The organism is Mesobacterium pallidum (genome assembly GCF_019966535.1).
Lineage (GTDB): Bacteria > Pseudomonadota > Alphaproteobacteria > Rhodobacterales > Rhodobacteraceae > Mesobacterium > Mesobacterium pallidum.
Map to the genome: position 1 here is coordinate 579,075 of NZ_JAIMID010000002.1, position 15,236 is coordinate 594,310.

Below are 15,236 nucleotides of genomic sequence, written 5' to 3' on the forward strand. Positions count from 1 at the left end.
CAGGACCCCCATGGGTCAGATGGCAAAGGGATCCTCGGGATAGACCACCCCGGTCAGGTACAGCCCCTGCGGCGGGCAGACAGGCCCGCAGGCGGCGCGGTCCTTGGCCTCGAGCGCCGCGCGCACGTCCTCCGGCGCCCAGGCGCCCGTTCCGACCCGTTCCAGCGTGCCGACGATGGACCGCACCTGGTTGTGCAGGAAGCTGCGGGCGCGCAGGAAGAACCGGATCTCGGGGCCGGAAAACCCCTCCACCTCGGTGACCGTGATCTCGTCCAGCGTCTTGACCGGGCTCGCCGCCTGGCAGATCGACGACCGGAAGGTGGTGAAGTCGTGGTGCCCCACGAGCTGCGCCGCGCCCTGTCGCATCAGCTCGGCATCCAGGGGCTGTTTCACCTGCCAGACCAGCCCGTCCTCCAGCGTCGCCGGCGCGCGGCGCATGAGCAGGCGGAAGGTATACTGCCGCTCGATGGCCGAGAACCGGGCGTGCCAATCGTCGGTGACTTGCGCGCAGGCGGTGATCGCCACCGGCGCGGGTTTCAAGTGAAAGTTCAGCGCCTCGGACAGACGGAACGGGTCCCAGTCCCGCGCCATGTCGCATTGCGCCACCTGCCCCGTCGCATGCACCCCCGCATCCGTCCGCCCCGCCGCCGCGATGGTGTGATCGCGCGGCTCGAGCTTTGCCAGCGCGGCCTCGATGGCAGCCTGGACCGAAGCGTGCTCGGCCTGGCGCTGCCACCCGGAGAAGGGCGCGCCGTGGTATTCGACCTTGAGGGCATAGCGGTGCATGGCCGCCGGTTAGCCGGGGCGGCGCGGCTTGGCAAGCCCCGCTTGCCGGCCGCGCAGCGGGTCCGTCTTGCCGCGTCCGCGGCGGGTCGGTACATCGGCCCCATGCGCCTGCCCATCGACGATGCCCTGCCCGAGTTGATTGCCGTTCTCAAGGACGGCACGCGCGCCGTGCTGCAGGCCCCGCCCGGTGCGGGCAAGACCACCAGGGTACCGCTGGCTCTGATGGAGATCGTCACCGGCCGCATCGTCATGCTCGAACCCCGCCGACTTGCTGCGCGGGCCGCGGCGGAGCGGCTGGCCGAAAGCCTGGGCGAGCCCGTCGGCCAAAGCGTCGGCTACCGCATCCGGGGCGAAAGCAAGCCGGGTACCCGCATCGAAGTCGTAACCGAAGGCATCCTGACCCGGATGCTGCAAACCGACCCCGAACTGCCGGGCGTCGGCTGCGTGATCTTCGACGAATTCCACGAACGCTCGCTGAACGCCGACCTCGGGCTGGCGCTTTGCCTCGAAGTGACCGAGGCGCTGCGGGACGATCTGAAACTGCTCGCCATGTCCGCCACGCTGGACGCGGGGCCCGTGGCCGAGCTCATGTCGGCGCCCATCGTGACCTCGGAAGGGCGCGCCTTTCCGGTGGATATCCGTCATAGCGACACGCCCCTCGGCAAGCGGCGGCTGGAGGAGGCGACGGCAGACCTCGTCGCGCAAGCGGTCAGCGAAACGACAGGCGGCGTGCTGGTCTTCCTGCCCGGCGAGGGCGAGATCCGCCGCGTCGAGGCCCTGCTGAAACCCCGCCTGCCCGCCGATTGCCACCTCCGCCCCCTCTTCGGCGCCATGGACTTCGCCGCGCAGCGCGCCGCGATCCGCCCCGCGACCGAGGGGCGCAAGGTGGTGCTGGCCACGTCCATTGCCGAGACCTCGCTGACCATCGAAGACATCCGCGTGGTGGTCGACGCAGGCCGGGCCCGCCGGGCCCGGTTCGACCCGTCCTCGGGCATGGCGCGGCTGGTGACAGAGCGTGTGACCAAGGCCGAGGCGACCCAGCGCACGGGCCGCGCCGGCCGCGTGGCGGAGGGCACCTGCTACCGCCTCTGGACCCGCGGCGAAGAAGGCGCGCTCGCCCCTTTCCCGCCGGCCGAGATCGAGACGGCGGACCTTGCCGGCCTCGCGCTGGAACTGGCGCAATGGGGGGCCACGCCCGAGGCGCTGCCCTTCCTGACCCCGCCCAATCCCGGCGCCTATGCCGAGGCGCAGGCGCTGCTGACGATGCTGGGCGCGCTGGACCATACGCAGCGCATCACCCCGCGCGGCAAGCGGCTGGCGCGGCTGCCGCTGCATCCGCGCCTTGCCGCCATGCTCGACAGCGCAGGCCGGGCCGCCGCGCCGCTGGCCGCGCTGCTGGCCGACCGCGACCCGCTGCCGCGCGGCGCGCCGGTGGACCTGTCGCTGCGGCTCGAGGCGCTGCGCGACCCGCGCCGCTTTGCCGACACGCGCCCCTGGCAGCCCAATCGCGGCGCCATAGAGCGCATCAAGGCCGAGGCGAAGCGCCTCGGGCGCATGGCTGACGACAAGCCTGCACTGGACCCGGCCGAGATGGCCGCCCTCGCCTATCCCGACCGCATCGGGCAGCGCCGCAAGGGCGACCATCCGCGCCATGTCCTGTCGGGCGGCAAGGGCGCCGTGCTGCCCGAGGGCGATCCACTGGTGAACGCCGGGTTCCTCGTCGCCACCGACCTCGACGGCGACCCGCGCGAGGCCAGGATCCGGCAGGCGGCGCAGATCACCCTTGGCGAGATCCGGGCGCTGTTCCCGGACGAGATCCAATGGGTCGACAGCTGCACCTGGTCGAAACGCGAACGCCGCGTGGTGTCGCGCCAGCAGGAACGGCTGGGCGCCATCGTGCTCGACGACCGGATCTGGAAGGACGTGCCCCGGGACGCCGTCGCCCGCGCCATGCTGGACGGGGTGCGCGACCTGGGCCTGCGCCTCACCGACGCGGCCGAGCGGTTCCGCGCCCGCGTCGCACTGGTCCGCGACACGCGCCCCGACCTGCCCGACATGTCCGACGCCGCGCTGCTGGACCGGCTCGAAGACTGGCTGTTGCCCTACCTTGCAGGCGTCAAGACGGATGCGCAATGGAAGACCTTCGACCCCCTGCCCGCCCTGCGCGCCATGCTGGACTGGGACCAGATGCAGGCGCTGGATGCCGCCGCACCGGCGCATTTCACCACCCCGCTGGGCCGCAAGATCCCCATCGACTATTCCGGCGAACACCCGGAAATCACCCTGCGCCTGCAAGAGATGTTCGGCCAGACCACCCACCCCACGGTGGGCCGCACCCCGCTGCGCGTGACCCTGCTGTCGCCGGGGCAGAAGCCGGTGCAGACCACGCTCGATATTCCCGGCTTCTGGGCCTCGTCCTATGCCGACGTGCGCAAGGACATGCGCGGGCGCTACCCCCGGCACCCCTGGCCCGAGGACCCGACCCAGGCCGACCCGACCCTGCGCGCCAAGCCGCGAGGCTGACGCCGGTTTTTCGGGCAGGGTTCGCGACCCGTTGCCGCCGGATTCACCGGTCATTTGCCTTTTCCGTGCAAACGTCCTAAAAGTTTCGTCACAAAGAAGAAAAGGCAGGCATCCGTTTTCATGGTTCCCACATTGTCCCGCGCCTGGACCAACCTGGTTCAGCCGATCCTTTCCCGACCGCGCCGCATCCAGGTGGCCGCGCTATGCCTGCGCGACGGGACGGCCGGGAAAGAGGTCCTGCTGATCACCAGCCGCGAGACGAAACGCTGGGTGCTGCCCAAGGGCTGGCCCATGGCGGGGACCGACGGGCCCGGCTCGGCCGCGCAGGAAGCCTGGGAAGAGGCCGGCGCGCGCTGCAAGTACAAGGGGCGGGAGCCGGTCGGAAGCTACACTTACGGCAAGCGGCTGCGCGGCGGGCTGGTCATCCCGGTCGAGACGCTGGTCTACCGCATGCAGGTCGAGGACCTGGAGCGCGACTACCCCGAGGTCGGCCAGCGTGACCGCCGCTGGGTGCCCGTGGAAGAGGCGGCCGATCTCGTGCACGAACCGGGCCTCAAGACGCTGCTGCTGGACCTGGCCGGGGACGCGGACGGCACCGCCGCCTGACCCTGTGCGCCCTGCGCCGCACATGACGGTTTTATGACAGGATAATTTGCCCTTCGGGGTTCGCTCTGCTACCTCCCCGCCAACTTGGCCCAAGGGGGGAGCCGCGCCAGATGCCCAAGACGACGCAGTGGAAACAGCTTGACCGCGACCTGAACCGGCTGAGCTACCTCGAAGAAGCGACCACCTTCGTCTCGCGCCCCTACGTGGGGCTTGGCGTGGCGCTGATCTTCATCGTGGTGGCGGGGCTGCTGGCCGCGCTGGTCTTTGGCGGCGGCACCAGCAGCATGATCGTCATCGCGGCGGCCGTCTTCGGCGCCTACATGGCGCTGAACATCGGCGCCAACGACGTGGCCAACAACATGGGCCCGGCGGTGGGCGCCAACGCGCTGACCATGGGCGGGGCGCTGTTGATCGCCGCCGTGTTCGAAAGCCTCGGCGCGCTTCTGGCGGGAGGCGACGTGGTCTCGACCATCTCGAAGGGCATCATCGACCCGGCGACGGTGGCGGATTCGCGCATCTTCATCTGGGCGATGATGGCGGCGCTGGTCTCGTCCGCGCTCTGGGTGAACCTTGCCACCTTCGTGGGCGCGCCGGTCTCGACCACCCATTCGGTGGTCGGCGGGGTCATGGGCGCGGGCATCGCGGCGGCAGGCTTTGCCGCCGTCAACTGGCCGACCATGGGCACGATCGCCGCCAGCTGGGTGATCTCGCCGGTGCTGGGCGGCGTCATCGCGGCCGCGTTCCTGGCGTTCATCAAGTACCGGATCATCTACCAGGACGACAAGATCGCCGCCGCCCGCAAATGGGTGCCCGTGCTCATCGGCATCATGGCCGGCGCCTTTGCCGCCTACCTGGCGCTGAAGGGGCTGAAGAAGATCATCGACATCGGCATGGGCACCTCGCTGCTGATCGGCCTCGGGCTGGGCATCGCCACCTGGCTGGCCTGCATCCCGCTGATCCGCCGCCAGTCCGAAGGGCTCGAGAACCGCAACCGCTCGCTCAAGGTGCTGTTCGGGTTGCCTCTGATCATCTCGGCCGCGCTGCTGAGCTTTGCCCACGGCGCCAACGACGTGGCCAACGCGGTGGGCCCGCTGGCCGCCATCGTCCACACGACCGAATTCGGCGACGCCGCGGCCAAGGTCGCCATCCCGACCTGGGTCATGGTGATCGGCGCGGTCGGCATCTCGTTTGGCCTCTTTCTCTTCGGGCCCAAGCTGATCCGCATGGTCGGCGACCAGATCACCAAGCTGAACCCGATGCGCGCCTATTGCGTGTCGCTTTCGGCCGCGATCACGGTGATCGTCGCCTCCTGGCTGGGCCTGCCGGTCAGCTCGACCCATATCGCCGTGGGCGGCGTCTTCGGCGTCGGCTTCTTCCGCGAATGGGAGGCCGAGCGCCGGGCCCGCGAGACCGCCCTGCGCCGGTCGATCCCGCCGCTTGGCCCCGAGGAACGGCGCCGCCGCAAACTGGTGCGCCGGTCGCATTTCATGACCATCGTCGCGGCCTGGGTCATTACCGTGCCCGCCGCGGCGCTGCTGTCGGGCGTGATCTTCCTGGTGCTGACGGCGGTGACCGCCTGACCCGTCAGCTGGGCGCGATGGGCCAGCGCCTGCCCAGGTCGTCCAGCCCGGCGCGGATCAGCTCGGCCAGCACGTTTTCGTCCACATCCGAGAGCCGGTTGAGGTAGAGGCAGGACTTGCCCAGCCGATGCTTGCCAAGCCGCGCGAGGATCGGCCCGAAATCGGCATAGCCGGGCATGATGTAGACCACGAGGTTCGACTTGCGGGGCGCGAAACCGGTGGCGAGGAAGTCACCCTCGCGCCCGCTGTCATAGGCATAATGGTACTGGCCGTAGCCCAGGATCGACCCGCCCCAGAGCACGGGCTGCCAGCCGGTCGCGTCCCGAAAGATCGCGTCAAGCCGCAGGGCATCCTCGCGCCGACGGGCGGGTTCGACCGCGGCCAGGTAAGTCGCGACGTCCCCGGCACAGGGGCGGGTCTTGTTCTCGGACATGTCAGCCTCCCTTTGCCACAGCATGGCATGGGTGCGGCGCGCGAGGCAACGCGGCCAGAGGGTCAGGCGTAGCTGACCACCTCGATCTCGATCCCGTCCGGATCGTCGAAATAGAACCGCCGGCCGGGTTCGTAATCGGCATGGGAATGCGGCTCGAGCCCCTCGGCCCTGACCCGCGTCTCGACGGCATCAAGGTCATCGACCACCACGCCGATATGGTTGAGCCCGCCGGTCGTGGTGTAGCTGCTGGTCCCCGGCACCTGCTCCGTGGCCGGCTGGTAAAGCGCCACATAGGCGTCCTCGCTCCCGATATGGATCGAGGTGCCGCCGTGGATGCTGGCCCCCTTCCAGCGCTGGCGCCAGCCGAACAGCCGCTCGAGCCGGGCAGCGGTGGCATCGGCGTCGGGCACGGTGACGTTCAGGTGTTCGAGTCGGGTGGTCATGGATCTGTCCTTTCGAATTGCTTGTAGCCAGATCATGCGACCTCAAGTAGGCTTGAGATCAAGCGAAAGGTTTTCTTGCAAAGCAGGAGCTTGCCATGAAGGCAACAGATATCCTCTCCATCGGCGCGGTGGCCGAGCGCACTGGCCTGGCCGTCTCGGCCCTGCGCTATTACGAAGAGTTCGGCCTGATCACCCCGATGCGCGCGCCAAACGGCCAGCGCCGGTTCCGCCGCGCCGACCTGCGCCGGCTGGCCTTTGTCCAGGTGGCCCAGGGGCTGGGGTTCGGCCTTCCCCGCATCCGCGAGGTGCTGGCGGACCTGCCGGACGGTCGCCCACCGAACGCCCGGGACTGGAAGAAGATCAGCGCCATGTTCCGCGCCGAGCTCGACCAGAGGATCGCCACGCTCGAGACGCTGCGCGACGATCTCGACGGCTGCATCGGATGCGGCTGCCTGTCGATGGAGCGCTGCGCGCTCTACAACGCCCGCGACAAGGCGGCCAAGAAGGGCAGCGGGGCGCGTTACCTGATGGGCGATCGCTCGTCCGAGGTCCCGGAAGTGGGCTGACGCCCAAGGGTCTGCACCGCACCGCCCGCGTCGGACGCCCCAGGTCTTGCGCCGCGCTGCGCGCGTTGGACGCCCAAGGTCTTGCGCCGCGCTGCCCGCGTCGCTCGGGGGGGCGCGCCAGCCCTTCGGACCAGCGCGCCCGGTGCCCCTTTCATTATTCCGAAAATACTCCCGCCGGAGGCAAACCGGCCGAGCCGCCCGACGGGCGGCCTGGCTAGACATATGCGCGCGGCACGCGCGCGCCGCCGGATCAGACCAAGAGGTCAGACACGCTCCAGCGCGACCGCGATCCCCTGTCCCACGCCGATGCACATGCACGACAGGCTCTTCTGTCCCGGCTCGAGATCCAGCATCGCCGTCCCGGTGATCCGCGCGCCCGACATGCCCAAGGGATGACCCAGCGCAATCGCGCCGCCGTTGCGGTTCACGCGGGCATCGTCATCCGCGATGCCAAGGTCGCGCAGCGTGGCAAGCCCCTGCGAGGCGAAGGCCTCGTTCAGCTCGATCACCGCGAAATCGTCCACGGTCAGCCCCAGTCGCGCCATCAGCTTCTTCGACGCGGGCGCCGGGCCGAACCCCATGATCCGCGGCGCAACACCGGCCGTGGCGCCACCCAGCACGCGGGCCAGCGGCGTCAGCCCATGCGCCTTGATCGCGGCTTCCGACGCCAGCAGCAGCGCCGCCGCCCCGTCGTTCACGCCCGAGGCATTGCCCGCCGTGACCGTCCCGTCCGCCTTGACGATGGGGCGCAGCTTGGCCAGCGCCTCGGCCGTGGTGGCGCGGGGATGCTCGTCTGTGTCGACCACCACCGGATCGCCCCGCCTCTGCGGGATCGTGACCGGCGTGATCTCGCGCGCCAGCCGGCCCGAGGCGATGGCCGCCGCCGCCTTCTCCTGCGAGCGAAGGGCAAGGGCGTCCTGGTCCGCGCGGGAGACGCCGAAATCCTCGGCCACGTTCTCGGCCGTCTCTGGCATGGAATCGACGCCATATTGCGCCTTCATCACCGGGTTGATGAAGCGCCAGCCGATGGTCGTGTCGTAAACCGCATTGGCCCGCGAAAACGCGCTCTCGGCCTTGGGCATGACGAAGGGCGCGCGGCTCATGCTCTCGACCCCGCCGGCGATGGCAAGTTCCTGCTCGCCCGCGCGGATGGCCCGCGCGGCCGAGATCACCGCGTCCATGCCCGAGCCGCAGAGCCGGTTCAGCGTGGTGCCCGGCACGTCCACCGGCAGGCCCGCCAGCAGCGCCGACATGCGCGCCACGTTGCGGTTGTCCTCGCCTGCCTGGTTGGCGCAGCCGTAGTAGACCTCGTCCACCTGCGCCCAGTCGATGTCGTTCCGCGCCATCAGCGCGGCGATGGGCACGGCGCCAAGGTCGTCAGCGCGCACCGGCGCAAGGCTGCCGCCGAAACGGCCGATTGGGGTGCGGATGTAGTCGCAGATGTAGACGTCGGTCATGCCAGGTCCTTTGTGCAAATGAGGTCGGCCACGGGGCCGTCGGTATGCAGCGGGGCACCGGTCAGCGCCTGCAGGTCATCGAAAGAGATCGCCGCCACCTTCTCGCGCAGCACGAAATGGCCGCTTTCGATATCCACAACGGCCAGCGAGGAATAGACCCGCGTCACGCAAGCAACCCCGGTCAACGGCAGCGTGCAACGATCGACCAGCTTGGGCGCGCCGGTCTTGGTGACGTGGTCGGTCAGTACGGCGATGCGCTTGGCCGATTGCACCAGGTCCATTGCCCCGCCCACGGCCGGGATGCCGCCCTTGCCGGTGGACCAATTGGCGAGGTTCCCGTTCTGTGCCACCTCGAAGGCGCCGAGGACCGCAAGATCCAGGTGCCCGCCGCGCACCATGGCGAAACTGTCGGCATGGTGGAAGAAAGACGTGCCGGGCCGCAGGGTGATCGCCTTCTTGCCGGCGTTGATCAGGTCCCAATCCTCGGCGCCCGGTTCGGGCGCGGGGCCGAAATCCAGCACGCCGTTCTCGGTATGGAAAATCGCCTGCCGCCCCTCGGGCTGGAACCGCGCGACCATTTCGGGAAAGCCGATGCCGAGGTTGACATAGGCGCCATCGGCGATGTCCTGCGCCGCGCGCCAGGCAATCTGGGCGTTGCTGAGCTTGATCCGGGAAATGTCGATCATGGGTAGACGGCCTCCGCCCGGTTCAGCGCCTCTTCCTGCGCGGGGGTTGCGATTTCGACCACGTGGTTCACGAAGATTCCGGGCGTGATGACATGCTCGGGGTCGATCCCGCCCAGTGGCACCACGCGGGACACCTGCGCGATGGTCACCGTGGCGGCCGTCGCCATGACCGGGCCAAAGTTGCGCCCGGCCATGCGGTAGGTGAGGTTGCCATGCGGATCGCCCAGCTCGGCCTTGATCAGCGCGAAATCGGCCTTCAGCCAGCGCTCCTGCACGTAGCTGCGCCCGTCGAACTCGGCCACGGGCTTGCCCTCCGCGATCTCGGTGCCAAAGCCCGTGGGGGTGTAGAAGGCCGGGATGCCGGCGCCGCCGGCGCGGATGCGCTCGGCCAGGGTGCCCTGCGGCACGATCTCCAGTTCGATCCGGCCAGCCCGGTAGGCGTCGGTGAAGGCCACCGGGTCGGCCGAACGCGGGAAGGAGCAGATCAGCTTGTCCACCCGCCCCTGTTCGATCAGCGCGGCGAGGCCCACGTGTCCATTGCCCGCGTTGTTGTTGACCACGGTCAGGTGGCGCGCGCCCTGGTCGATCAGCGCGTGGATCAGCTCGATCGGGGCGCCCGAGCCGCCGAAGCCGCCGATCATCACGACGGCCCCGTCGGGGATGCCGGCAACCGCCTCGGCCACATTGCCAAGTCTTTTGTCCATGAGGTGTCCTCCTTTGCCCCATGGCTACGCCGGGCCCCGCCCCGGAGCCAGAGGTTTCGTTCGCATCTTGACCTTAGTTCGGAACATGCATCATCTCGTGCGCATGTTGAACAAACCGACCGATACCATCGCCTCGCTCGCCAAGGGGCTGCGCGTGATCGAATGCTTCGGGGCCGACAGCCCGAAGCTGACAATCACCGACGTGGCCCGGCGCACGGGGCTTGACAAGGCGACCGCGCGGCGCTGCCTCCTGACCCTGCACCACGAGGGCTATGCCGACTACGACGGCAAGTTCTTTACCTTGACGCCGCGCATCCTGCGGCTGGGCATGGGGGCGCTGGCCGCCCTGCCCCTGCCGCAGCTGGTGCAGCCCTGGCTCGACCAGCTGTCGGAACAGATCGGTCAATCGACCTCGGTGTCGATCCTCGACGGGACCGAGATCGTCTACCTCGCCCGCGCGGCGCAGCGGCGGGTCATGTCCATCGGGCTGATGCCGGGCTCGCGCCTGCCGGCCCATTGCACCTCGATGGGCCGGGTGCTGCTGGCCGCCCTGCCCGAGGCCGAAGCGCGCGACATCGTCCTGCGCTCGGACCTCGCGCCGCGCACGGCGCTCAGCCTCACGGACCCTGAGGAGATCATGGCCGAGATCGCCCGCACCCGCGCCCGTGGCTATGCGCTGATCGACCAGGAAGTCGAGCTTGGCCTGCGGTCGATCGCCGTGCCGCTGCTGAATACGCGGGGCGCCGTGGTTGCCGCGCTGAACACAGGCGTCGCGGCGGTGGATGGCGGGGCCGAGACGCTCGAGACGCGCTACCTGCCCGCGCTCAGCCGCACCCAGGCCGGTCTGCGGCGGGTGCTGCCCTGAGGCGCGCCCGACCAGGGGCGTGACGAGCCCGCCGGCCCACGGCCGTCACTGCGGCGAGGCGGGGCGAAGGCCCGGCGCCTCGCCGGACACGATCGCATCGACCATTGCGACAAGGTAGGTCCGGAACTTGGGATCCTCGATCTTGAAGGTGAGGTTCGGGTTCATCATCTCGTTGTTGAGCGCCGAGTAGAGCAGTTGCACGGCCATCGACACACGCTCTTCCAGCTTGTCATCCCCGGGCATGTGCGTCCGGTACAGCGCCAGCACGCGGTCCCGCACCATCTGGCCACGCGCGCGCATCGGCGCCCAGGCCGCGGGACTGTCGGTCATGCAAGCATAAGCCTCGCGCAGGACGCCGCGCCATGGCCCCGAGAAGATGGCCAGCATCGCGTCCACCAGCTCTTCGCTGACATCGCCGCGGCCCCGGTTGGTCAGGCGGTCGTCGGCCAGCCGGTCATCGAACAGCCGCTTGTGCGCCTCGAGCATCTTCGCCCGCAGGAACTCGAAGAACGCCTCCTTGGTCTCGAAGCGCGAGTAGAATCCGCCGACCGAGGACGCGGCCGCCTCGGCCAGAACGGGGATCGACAGGTCGTCCAGCCGCGTGGTCCTCAGCGCCATGCGCCCGGCCTTGACGAACCGGTCCTGAAGCAGCCGGCTGCGCGCCTGCCCCGCCGGGTGAACACCAGGCACCTCCGGGTCGGGACCGTCTCGCAACGGTTTCGTCATGGGGGTTGCCTCCGCTCGAAACGCCCTATCCTGCATCGCCGACCGCGGCCTCGTCAACAGGAATTCTTGATCTAATACTTTGTTAACATGGGTTGATTCCCGATTTTCCACTCCGGCCCGATCCGCCCCTTGGCCTGCCGCCGCGCAGGCGCCATATATCGCGTCATGACAGACACGTCGCCCGACGCCTTCTACGCCGCCGCCCAGGCCGCCATCTACGATTTCCCGGCCCCGTTCCGCGCGGCCGCCGCGGCCGTGGCACTGGTGGTCAAGGATTACCCCTCGGCCGAGATGCTGGCCGAGCTCGGGATGCGCGACCCGCTCGAGCTGACGGGGCTCTACGATGGCATCCCGATGACCGAGAAGTCGGTGTTCCAGCAGCCGATGGGGCCGGACACGGTCTGGCTGTTCCGCATGCCGATCCTGTCGGAATGGCGCCAGCGCGGCGACGTGGACCTGGGCACGCTGATCGCCCATGTGACGGTGCATGAATTCGCCCACCATTTCGGCTGGTCCGACGACGACATCGCCACCGTAGACCGCTGGTGGGAATAGGCGCATACTCGCCCCATGACCGACACTTTGCCACGACGATGGATCATGCTGGCAACCGCCGCCGTCTGTGCCTGTCCCGCGCCGGCGCTGGCCGAACTCCGTCCCTCCGAAGGGCGCGTGCCCACGCGGTCGCTGCCCGCGCCGATTGTGTCGCGCAGCCTCGTGCGGCTCGACGTGCCGCATATCCGACAGGGCAGAAACCTGTGCGTGCCCACGTCGGTCGCGATGGTTCTGGCCTACCAGGGACGCCCGCGCGATCCTAAGGCCCTCAAGACGCTGGCAGAGGGGCACAAGCCGGCGGGCCAGCGCAACAAGGATTTCACCTACTGGGCCGACATGCAGACCGGGTTGCGGCAGATCGGCGAACGCTGGTCGATCCGGCATGTCGACAAGTCCTCGGCCGGGCTGCGCCAAGGGCTGGCCGAGATGCATCGTCTGCTGCGGCGCAACGTGCCCGTCATCATCGAAGTCGAGCTTGGCCCCGGCCACAGTTTCGTCGTCATGGGGTTCGACGACAGCCGCCAGGAAATCTTTGTCCGCGACCCGGACATTCCTTCCCGGGATTCGCGGCGCCTGAGCTACGCCGAGTTGAACGAAAGCTGGCACAACCATGCCTATGGGCCCGGCCGCAGCCTGTTCCATCCGGCCGGGTAACTTTCAAGCCGGCAGCCCGGTCCAAACGGACCGCTCGGGTTGGACCGGGCGGCGATCCGAAACCTCTTACCCCTTGTCACGCCAGCGGTTGACGATGGGATAGCGCCGGTCCAGCCAGAAGGCCCGCGTCGACAGCCGCGTGCCCGGCGCCGACTGGAAGCGCTTGTATTCGCTGATGTAAAGCAGGTGCTCGACCTTCTTCACATCCGCCCGATCATAGCCGGCGGCGATGCATTCGGCGACGCTCGCCTCGTGGTCCACCAGCATCTCGAGGATGCCGTCCAGCACCGGGTAATCGGGCAGTGAATCGCTGTCCTTCTGGTCCGGCCGCAGCTCGGCGCTCGGCGGCTTGTCGATCACGCGGGGTGGGATGACCGTGCCTTCCGGCCCCGTCATCCAGTCGCGGTGGTTGGCATTGCGCCAGCGGCAGATGTCGAAAACTCGGGTCTTGTAGAGATCCTTGATCGGGTTGTAGCCGCCCGCCATGTCGCCGTAGATCGTGGCATAGCCCACAGCCACCTCGGACTTGTTGCCGGTGGTCAGCAACATCTCGCCGAACTTGTTCGACAGGGCCATCAGCAGCAGCCCCCGCAGGCGGGACTGGATGTTCTCTTCGGTCAGGTCCGGTTTCAGTCCGTCGAACAGCGGCGCCAGCACCTCGGTCACCGCCGCCCGCGGGCCCGAGATCGGCAGCTCGTCCAGCCGCGTGCCCAGCGCCCCGGCCACCCCGGCAGCGTCGTCGAGCGACTCGCGGCTGGTGTATTCCGACGGCAGCATCACGCAGCGCACGTTGCCTGCGCCCAGCGCGTCCACGGCGATGGTCGCCACGATGGCGCTGTCGATCCCGCCCGAGAGCCCCAGCAGCACCTTGCCGAAGCCGGTCTTGCGGCAATAGTCCCGCAGAGCCTCGACCATGGCGCGGTAGTCCAGCTCCATCATCTCGGGGATATGCGCCGGCGCCTGCGGCAGCACGTGCCAGCCGTCCTCGCCACGCTCGAGATCGACATGCGCCACGGTGGCGTCGAACATCGGCAGCTGCACCGCCAGCGCCCCGCCGGGGTTGAGCGCGAAGGACCCGCCGTCAAAGACCTGGTCGTCCTGCCCCCCGACCATGTTGAGGTAGATGAGCGGCAGTCCGGTCTCGATCACCCGGGCCACCATCATGTTCTGACGCACCTCGAGCTTGCCCCGGAAATAGGGCGAGCCATTGGGGACCAGCAGGAATTCGGCCCCCGTCTCGGCCAGCGTCTCGGGCACGTCCGGGTGCCAGGCATCCTCGCAGATGGGCGAGCCGATGCGGGTGTTGCCCACCGCGTAAGGCCCGCCGATCGGCCCGCTGTCAAAGATCCGCACCTCGTCGAACACCGTCTCGTTCGGCAGGTGATGCTTGAGCACCCGCGACACGACCCGACCGCCCCGGCAGATGTGATAGGCGTTGTAAAGCGCGCCCTCCTCGATCCAGGGGCCGCCGATGCCCAGCGCAGGGCCATCGGCGCAATCACGTGCCACGGCCTCGATCGCGGCGATGGCGTCGGCGACAAAGGCGGGCTTCATCACCAGGTCCTGCGTGTTGTAGCCGGTCACGAACATCTCGGGCAGCGCGACCATGTCGGCGCCGGCGGCCTTGCCGGTCGCCCAGAGATCGCGCGCCTGCGCGGCATTGCCCTCGATATCCCCCACGGTCGGGTTCAGCTGGCCGAGTGTGATGCGGAAACGGTCACTCATCGCGCGGGTCCTTCGTTGCACGAGGCCCGGTTTAGCAGCTTTGCGCCCGAGGGAAAGACCCGCACCGCCCCGGCACCCCCGCGCCGTGTACGCCTTGCCTGCGGCCTGAACGGGCCGGGGAAAGAACAGGCACCCGTGCAAGGTGACTTGACCGGCGCCCACGCCCGGCGCAAGGCTCGCCCGTTCGGGCCGCGCGCCCGCCGCGCAATCGAGTCGCCCCCATGGACAAAGACAGGTTCTCCCAAGCCCTCGCCGAAATGGCCCGTCGCCTGCCGCAGGGGATCCTGGCACATGCCGCCAACCCGCCCGGCCGCGGCGTCACGCCCGAGGCCCGGGCGCGCGCCGGATGGCTCGCCGATCTGGACCCCGAAAGCCGCACCTGGCTGGAACAGCTCGTGTCCGAGGGTGTCGCGGCCGGCCTGCACAAGGCCTGCTGCCTCCTCGACGGGGTCGCGGCCATCGAGGACGGGCCGGACAAGGGCCACCTCGTGCTGACCCACGTGGCCGCCGATGGCACCGAGACCCGCCTCAACCCCGAGAGCGGAGAGATGTTGCACGATCTCTTCGATCACCACCTGCACAGTCGGGGATAGGCGGCCGTGGCGCCCGTCACCTATGCCTACGTGACGGCGGGGGATTTCACCACCATGATGCAAGCGGTCGAGGCCGACACGCAACTGTGCTACCTGTCCCTGCCGGACCCGGCCACCCCCGGGATCGCGTGCCGGGGCAGCGTGACGGCGATCCCGGACCTGCTGACGTGCTACCCCGGCCATTTCTTCGACCAGCATTACGTCGTGCCCCCCGGTACGACGCTCACCCCGGTACCGGCGATGCGCAACAGGGCGGCTGAATAGCCCCATGGTTCGTGGACGCCTTCTTCCCTAATTTTTGAGGCAAGGAGGCCACGATGGGCAAAGGCAACTA

17 protein-coding genes are annotated in these 15,236 nt (G+C 69.0%); 9 read left to right on the forward strand and 8 right to left on the reverse strand.

From position 1 onward, the window contains the following. Nucleotides 1-15: 15 nt before the first annotated feature. Nucleotides 16-786: a tRNA pseudouridine(38-40) synthase TruA gene (gene truA / locus MF270_RS05260; protein ID WP_238364799.1), complete on the reverse strand. Its 771-nt coding sequence runs from the start codon at nt 784-786 to the stop codon at nt 16-18. A gap of 102 nt (nt 787-888) precedes the next feature. Between truA and hrpB the strand changes: the two genes are divergently transcribed. The 3 genes from hrpB to MF270_RS05275 all read left to right on the forward strand — a co-directional run bounded on the left by hrpB (nt 889) and on the right by MF270_RS05275 (nt 5,495). Continuing rightward, nucleotides 889-3,309 carry an ATP-dependent helicase HrpB gene (hrpB, locus tag MF270_RS05265; protein WP_238364800.1) on the forward strand — a complete coding sequence of 807 codons (2,421 nt, stop codon included), beginning with the start codon at nt 889-891 and terminating at the stop codon, nt 3,307-3,309. A gap of 120 nt (nt 3,310-3,429) precedes the next feature. Continuing rightward, complete coding sequence (locus tag MF270_RS05270) at nt 3,430-3,915, forward strand: NUDIX hydrolase (RefSeq protein WP_238364801.1); 486 nt, start codon at nt 3,430-3,432, stop codon at nt 3,913-3,915. Nucleotides 3,916-4,025: 110 nt separating this feature from the next. Continuing rightward, entirely contained in the window at nt 4,026-5,495 is a 1,470-nt protein-coding gene (locus tag MF270_RS05275) for an inorganic phosphate transporter (protein WP_238364802.1), read from the forward strand. A gap of 4 nt (nt 5,496-5,499) precedes the next feature. Here the strand turns inward: MF270_RS05275 and MF270_RS05280 are convergent, their stop codons facing one another. Together MF270_RS05280 and MF270_RS05285 are read right to left on the reverse strand one after the other, a co-directional pair. Beyond that, nucleotides 5,500-5,928, reverse strand: coding sequence for a DUF1801 domain-containing protein (locus tag MF270_RS05280; RefSeq protein WP_238364803.1), 429 nt, complete (start codon nt 5,926-5,928; stop codon nt 5,500-5,502). A 62-nt stretch (nt 5,929-5,990) separates the two neighbouring features. Continuing rightward, on the reverse strand, nt 5,991-6,371 hold the full coding sequence (locus MF270_RS05285) for a VOC family protein (protein ID WP_238364804.1): 381 nt from the start codon (nt 6,369-6,371) through the stop codon (nt 5,991-5,993). 95 nt (nt 6,372-6,466) lie between these two features. On the opposite strand from MF270_RS05285, the gene soxR reads away from it, so the two are divergent. Beyond that, the gene (gene soxR / locus MF270_RS05290) at nt 6,467-6,937 is read left to right on the forward strand and encodes a redox-sensitive transcriptional activator SoxR (protein WP_238364805.1); all 471 of its coding nucleotides are present in this window, start codon (nt 6,467-6,469) and stop codon (nt 6,935-6,937) included. A 263-nt stretch (nt 6,938-7,200) separates the two neighbouring features. Here the strand turns inward: soxR and pcaF are convergent, their stop codons facing one another. From pcaF to MF270_RS05305, 3 genes are read right to left on the reverse strand one after another with little or no spacing between them, the layout of a single operon-like run. Beyond that, nucleotides 7,201-8,394 carry a 3-oxoadipyl-CoA thiolase gene (gene pcaF / locus MF270_RS05295; RefSeq protein WP_238364806.1) on the reverse strand — a complete coding sequence of 398 codons (1,194 nt, stop codon included), beginning with the start codon at nt 8,392-8,394 and terminating at the stop codon, nt 7,201-7,203. Continuing rightward, entirely contained in the window at nt 8,391-9,080 is a 690-nt protein-coding gene (locus tag MF270_RS05300) for a 3-oxoacid CoA-transferase subunit B (protein WP_272490675.1), read from the reverse strand. The genes pcaF and MF270_RS05300 overlap by 4 nt, the downstream gene beginning before the upstream one ends. Next, nucleotides 9,077-9,784, reverse strand: coding sequence for a 3-oxoacid CoA-transferase subunit A (locus MF270_RS05305; RefSeq protein ID WP_238364807.1), 708 nt, complete (start codon nt 9,782-9,784; stop codon nt 9,077-9,079). The genes MF270_RS05300 and MF270_RS05305 overlap by 4 nt, the downstream gene beginning before the upstream one ends. 103 nt (nt 9,785-9,887) lie before the next feature. Here MF270_RS05305 and MF270_RS05310 point away from each other — a divergent pair, with 103 nt between their 5' ends. After that, nucleotides 9,888-10,649 (forward strand): IclR family transcriptional regulator domain-containing protein, encoded by a 762-nt coding sequence (locus tag MF270_RS05310; RefSeq protein ID WP_238364808.1) that lies wholly within the window; start codon nt 9,888-9,890, stop codon nt 10,647-10,649. Between the two features lie 45 nt (nt 10,650-10,694). On the opposite strand, the gene MF270_RS05315 is transcribed toward MF270_RS05310, so the two are convergent. Beyond that, on the reverse strand, nt 10,695-11,375 hold the full coding sequence (locus MF270_RS05315) for a TetR/AcrR family transcriptional regulator (protein WP_238364809.1): 681 nt from the start codon (nt 11,373-11,375) through the stop codon (nt 10,695-10,697). A gap of 165 nt (nt 11,376-11,540) precedes the next feature. Here MF270_RS05315 and MF270_RS05320 point away from each other — a divergent pair, with 165 nt between their 5' ends. Together MF270_RS05320 and MF270_RS05325 are read left to right on the forward strand one after the other, a co-directional pair. Beyond that, complete coding sequence (locus MF270_RS05320; RefSeq protein WP_238364810.1) at nt 11,541-11,930, forward strand: metallopeptidase family protein; 390 nt, start codon at nt 11,541-11,543, stop codon at nt 11,928-11,930. A gap of 45 nt (nt 11,931-11,975) precedes the next feature. After that, nucleotides 11,976-12,584 carry a C39 family peptidase gene (locus MF270_RS05325; protein ID WP_238364811.1) on the forward strand — a complete coding sequence of 203 codons (609 nt, stop codon included), beginning with the start codon at nt 11,976-11,978 and terminating at the stop codon, nt 12,582-12,584. Between the two features lie 66 nt (nt 12,585-12,650). Here MF270_RS05325 and MF270_RS05330 read toward each other — a convergent pair whose 3' ends face one another. Next, nucleotides 12,651-14,309, reverse strand: a complete 1,659-nt coding sequence (locus MF270_RS05330; protein WP_238364812.1) for an NAD+ synthase — start codon at nt 14,307-14,309, stop codon at nt 12,651-12,653. 257 nt (nt 14,310-14,566) lie between these two features. Between MF270_RS05330 and MF270_RS05335 the strand changes: the two genes are divergently transcribed. Both MF270_RS05335 and MF270_RS05340 read left to right on the forward strand, forming a co-directional pair. Continuing rightward, a complete protein-coding gene (locus tag MF270_RS05335; protein ID WP_238364813.1) occupies nt 14,567-14,902 on the forward strand; it encodes a hypothetical protein in 336 nt (111 codons plus the stop codon). Between the two features lie 6 nt (nt 14,903-14,908). After that, nucleotides 14,909-15,166 carry a hypothetical protein gene (locus MF270_RS05340; protein WP_238364814.1) on the forward strand — a complete coding sequence of 86 codons (258 nt, stop codon included), beginning with the start codon at nt 14,909-14,911 and terminating at the stop codon, nt 15,164-15,166. Nucleotides 15,167-15,236: the final 70 nt, after the last annotated feature.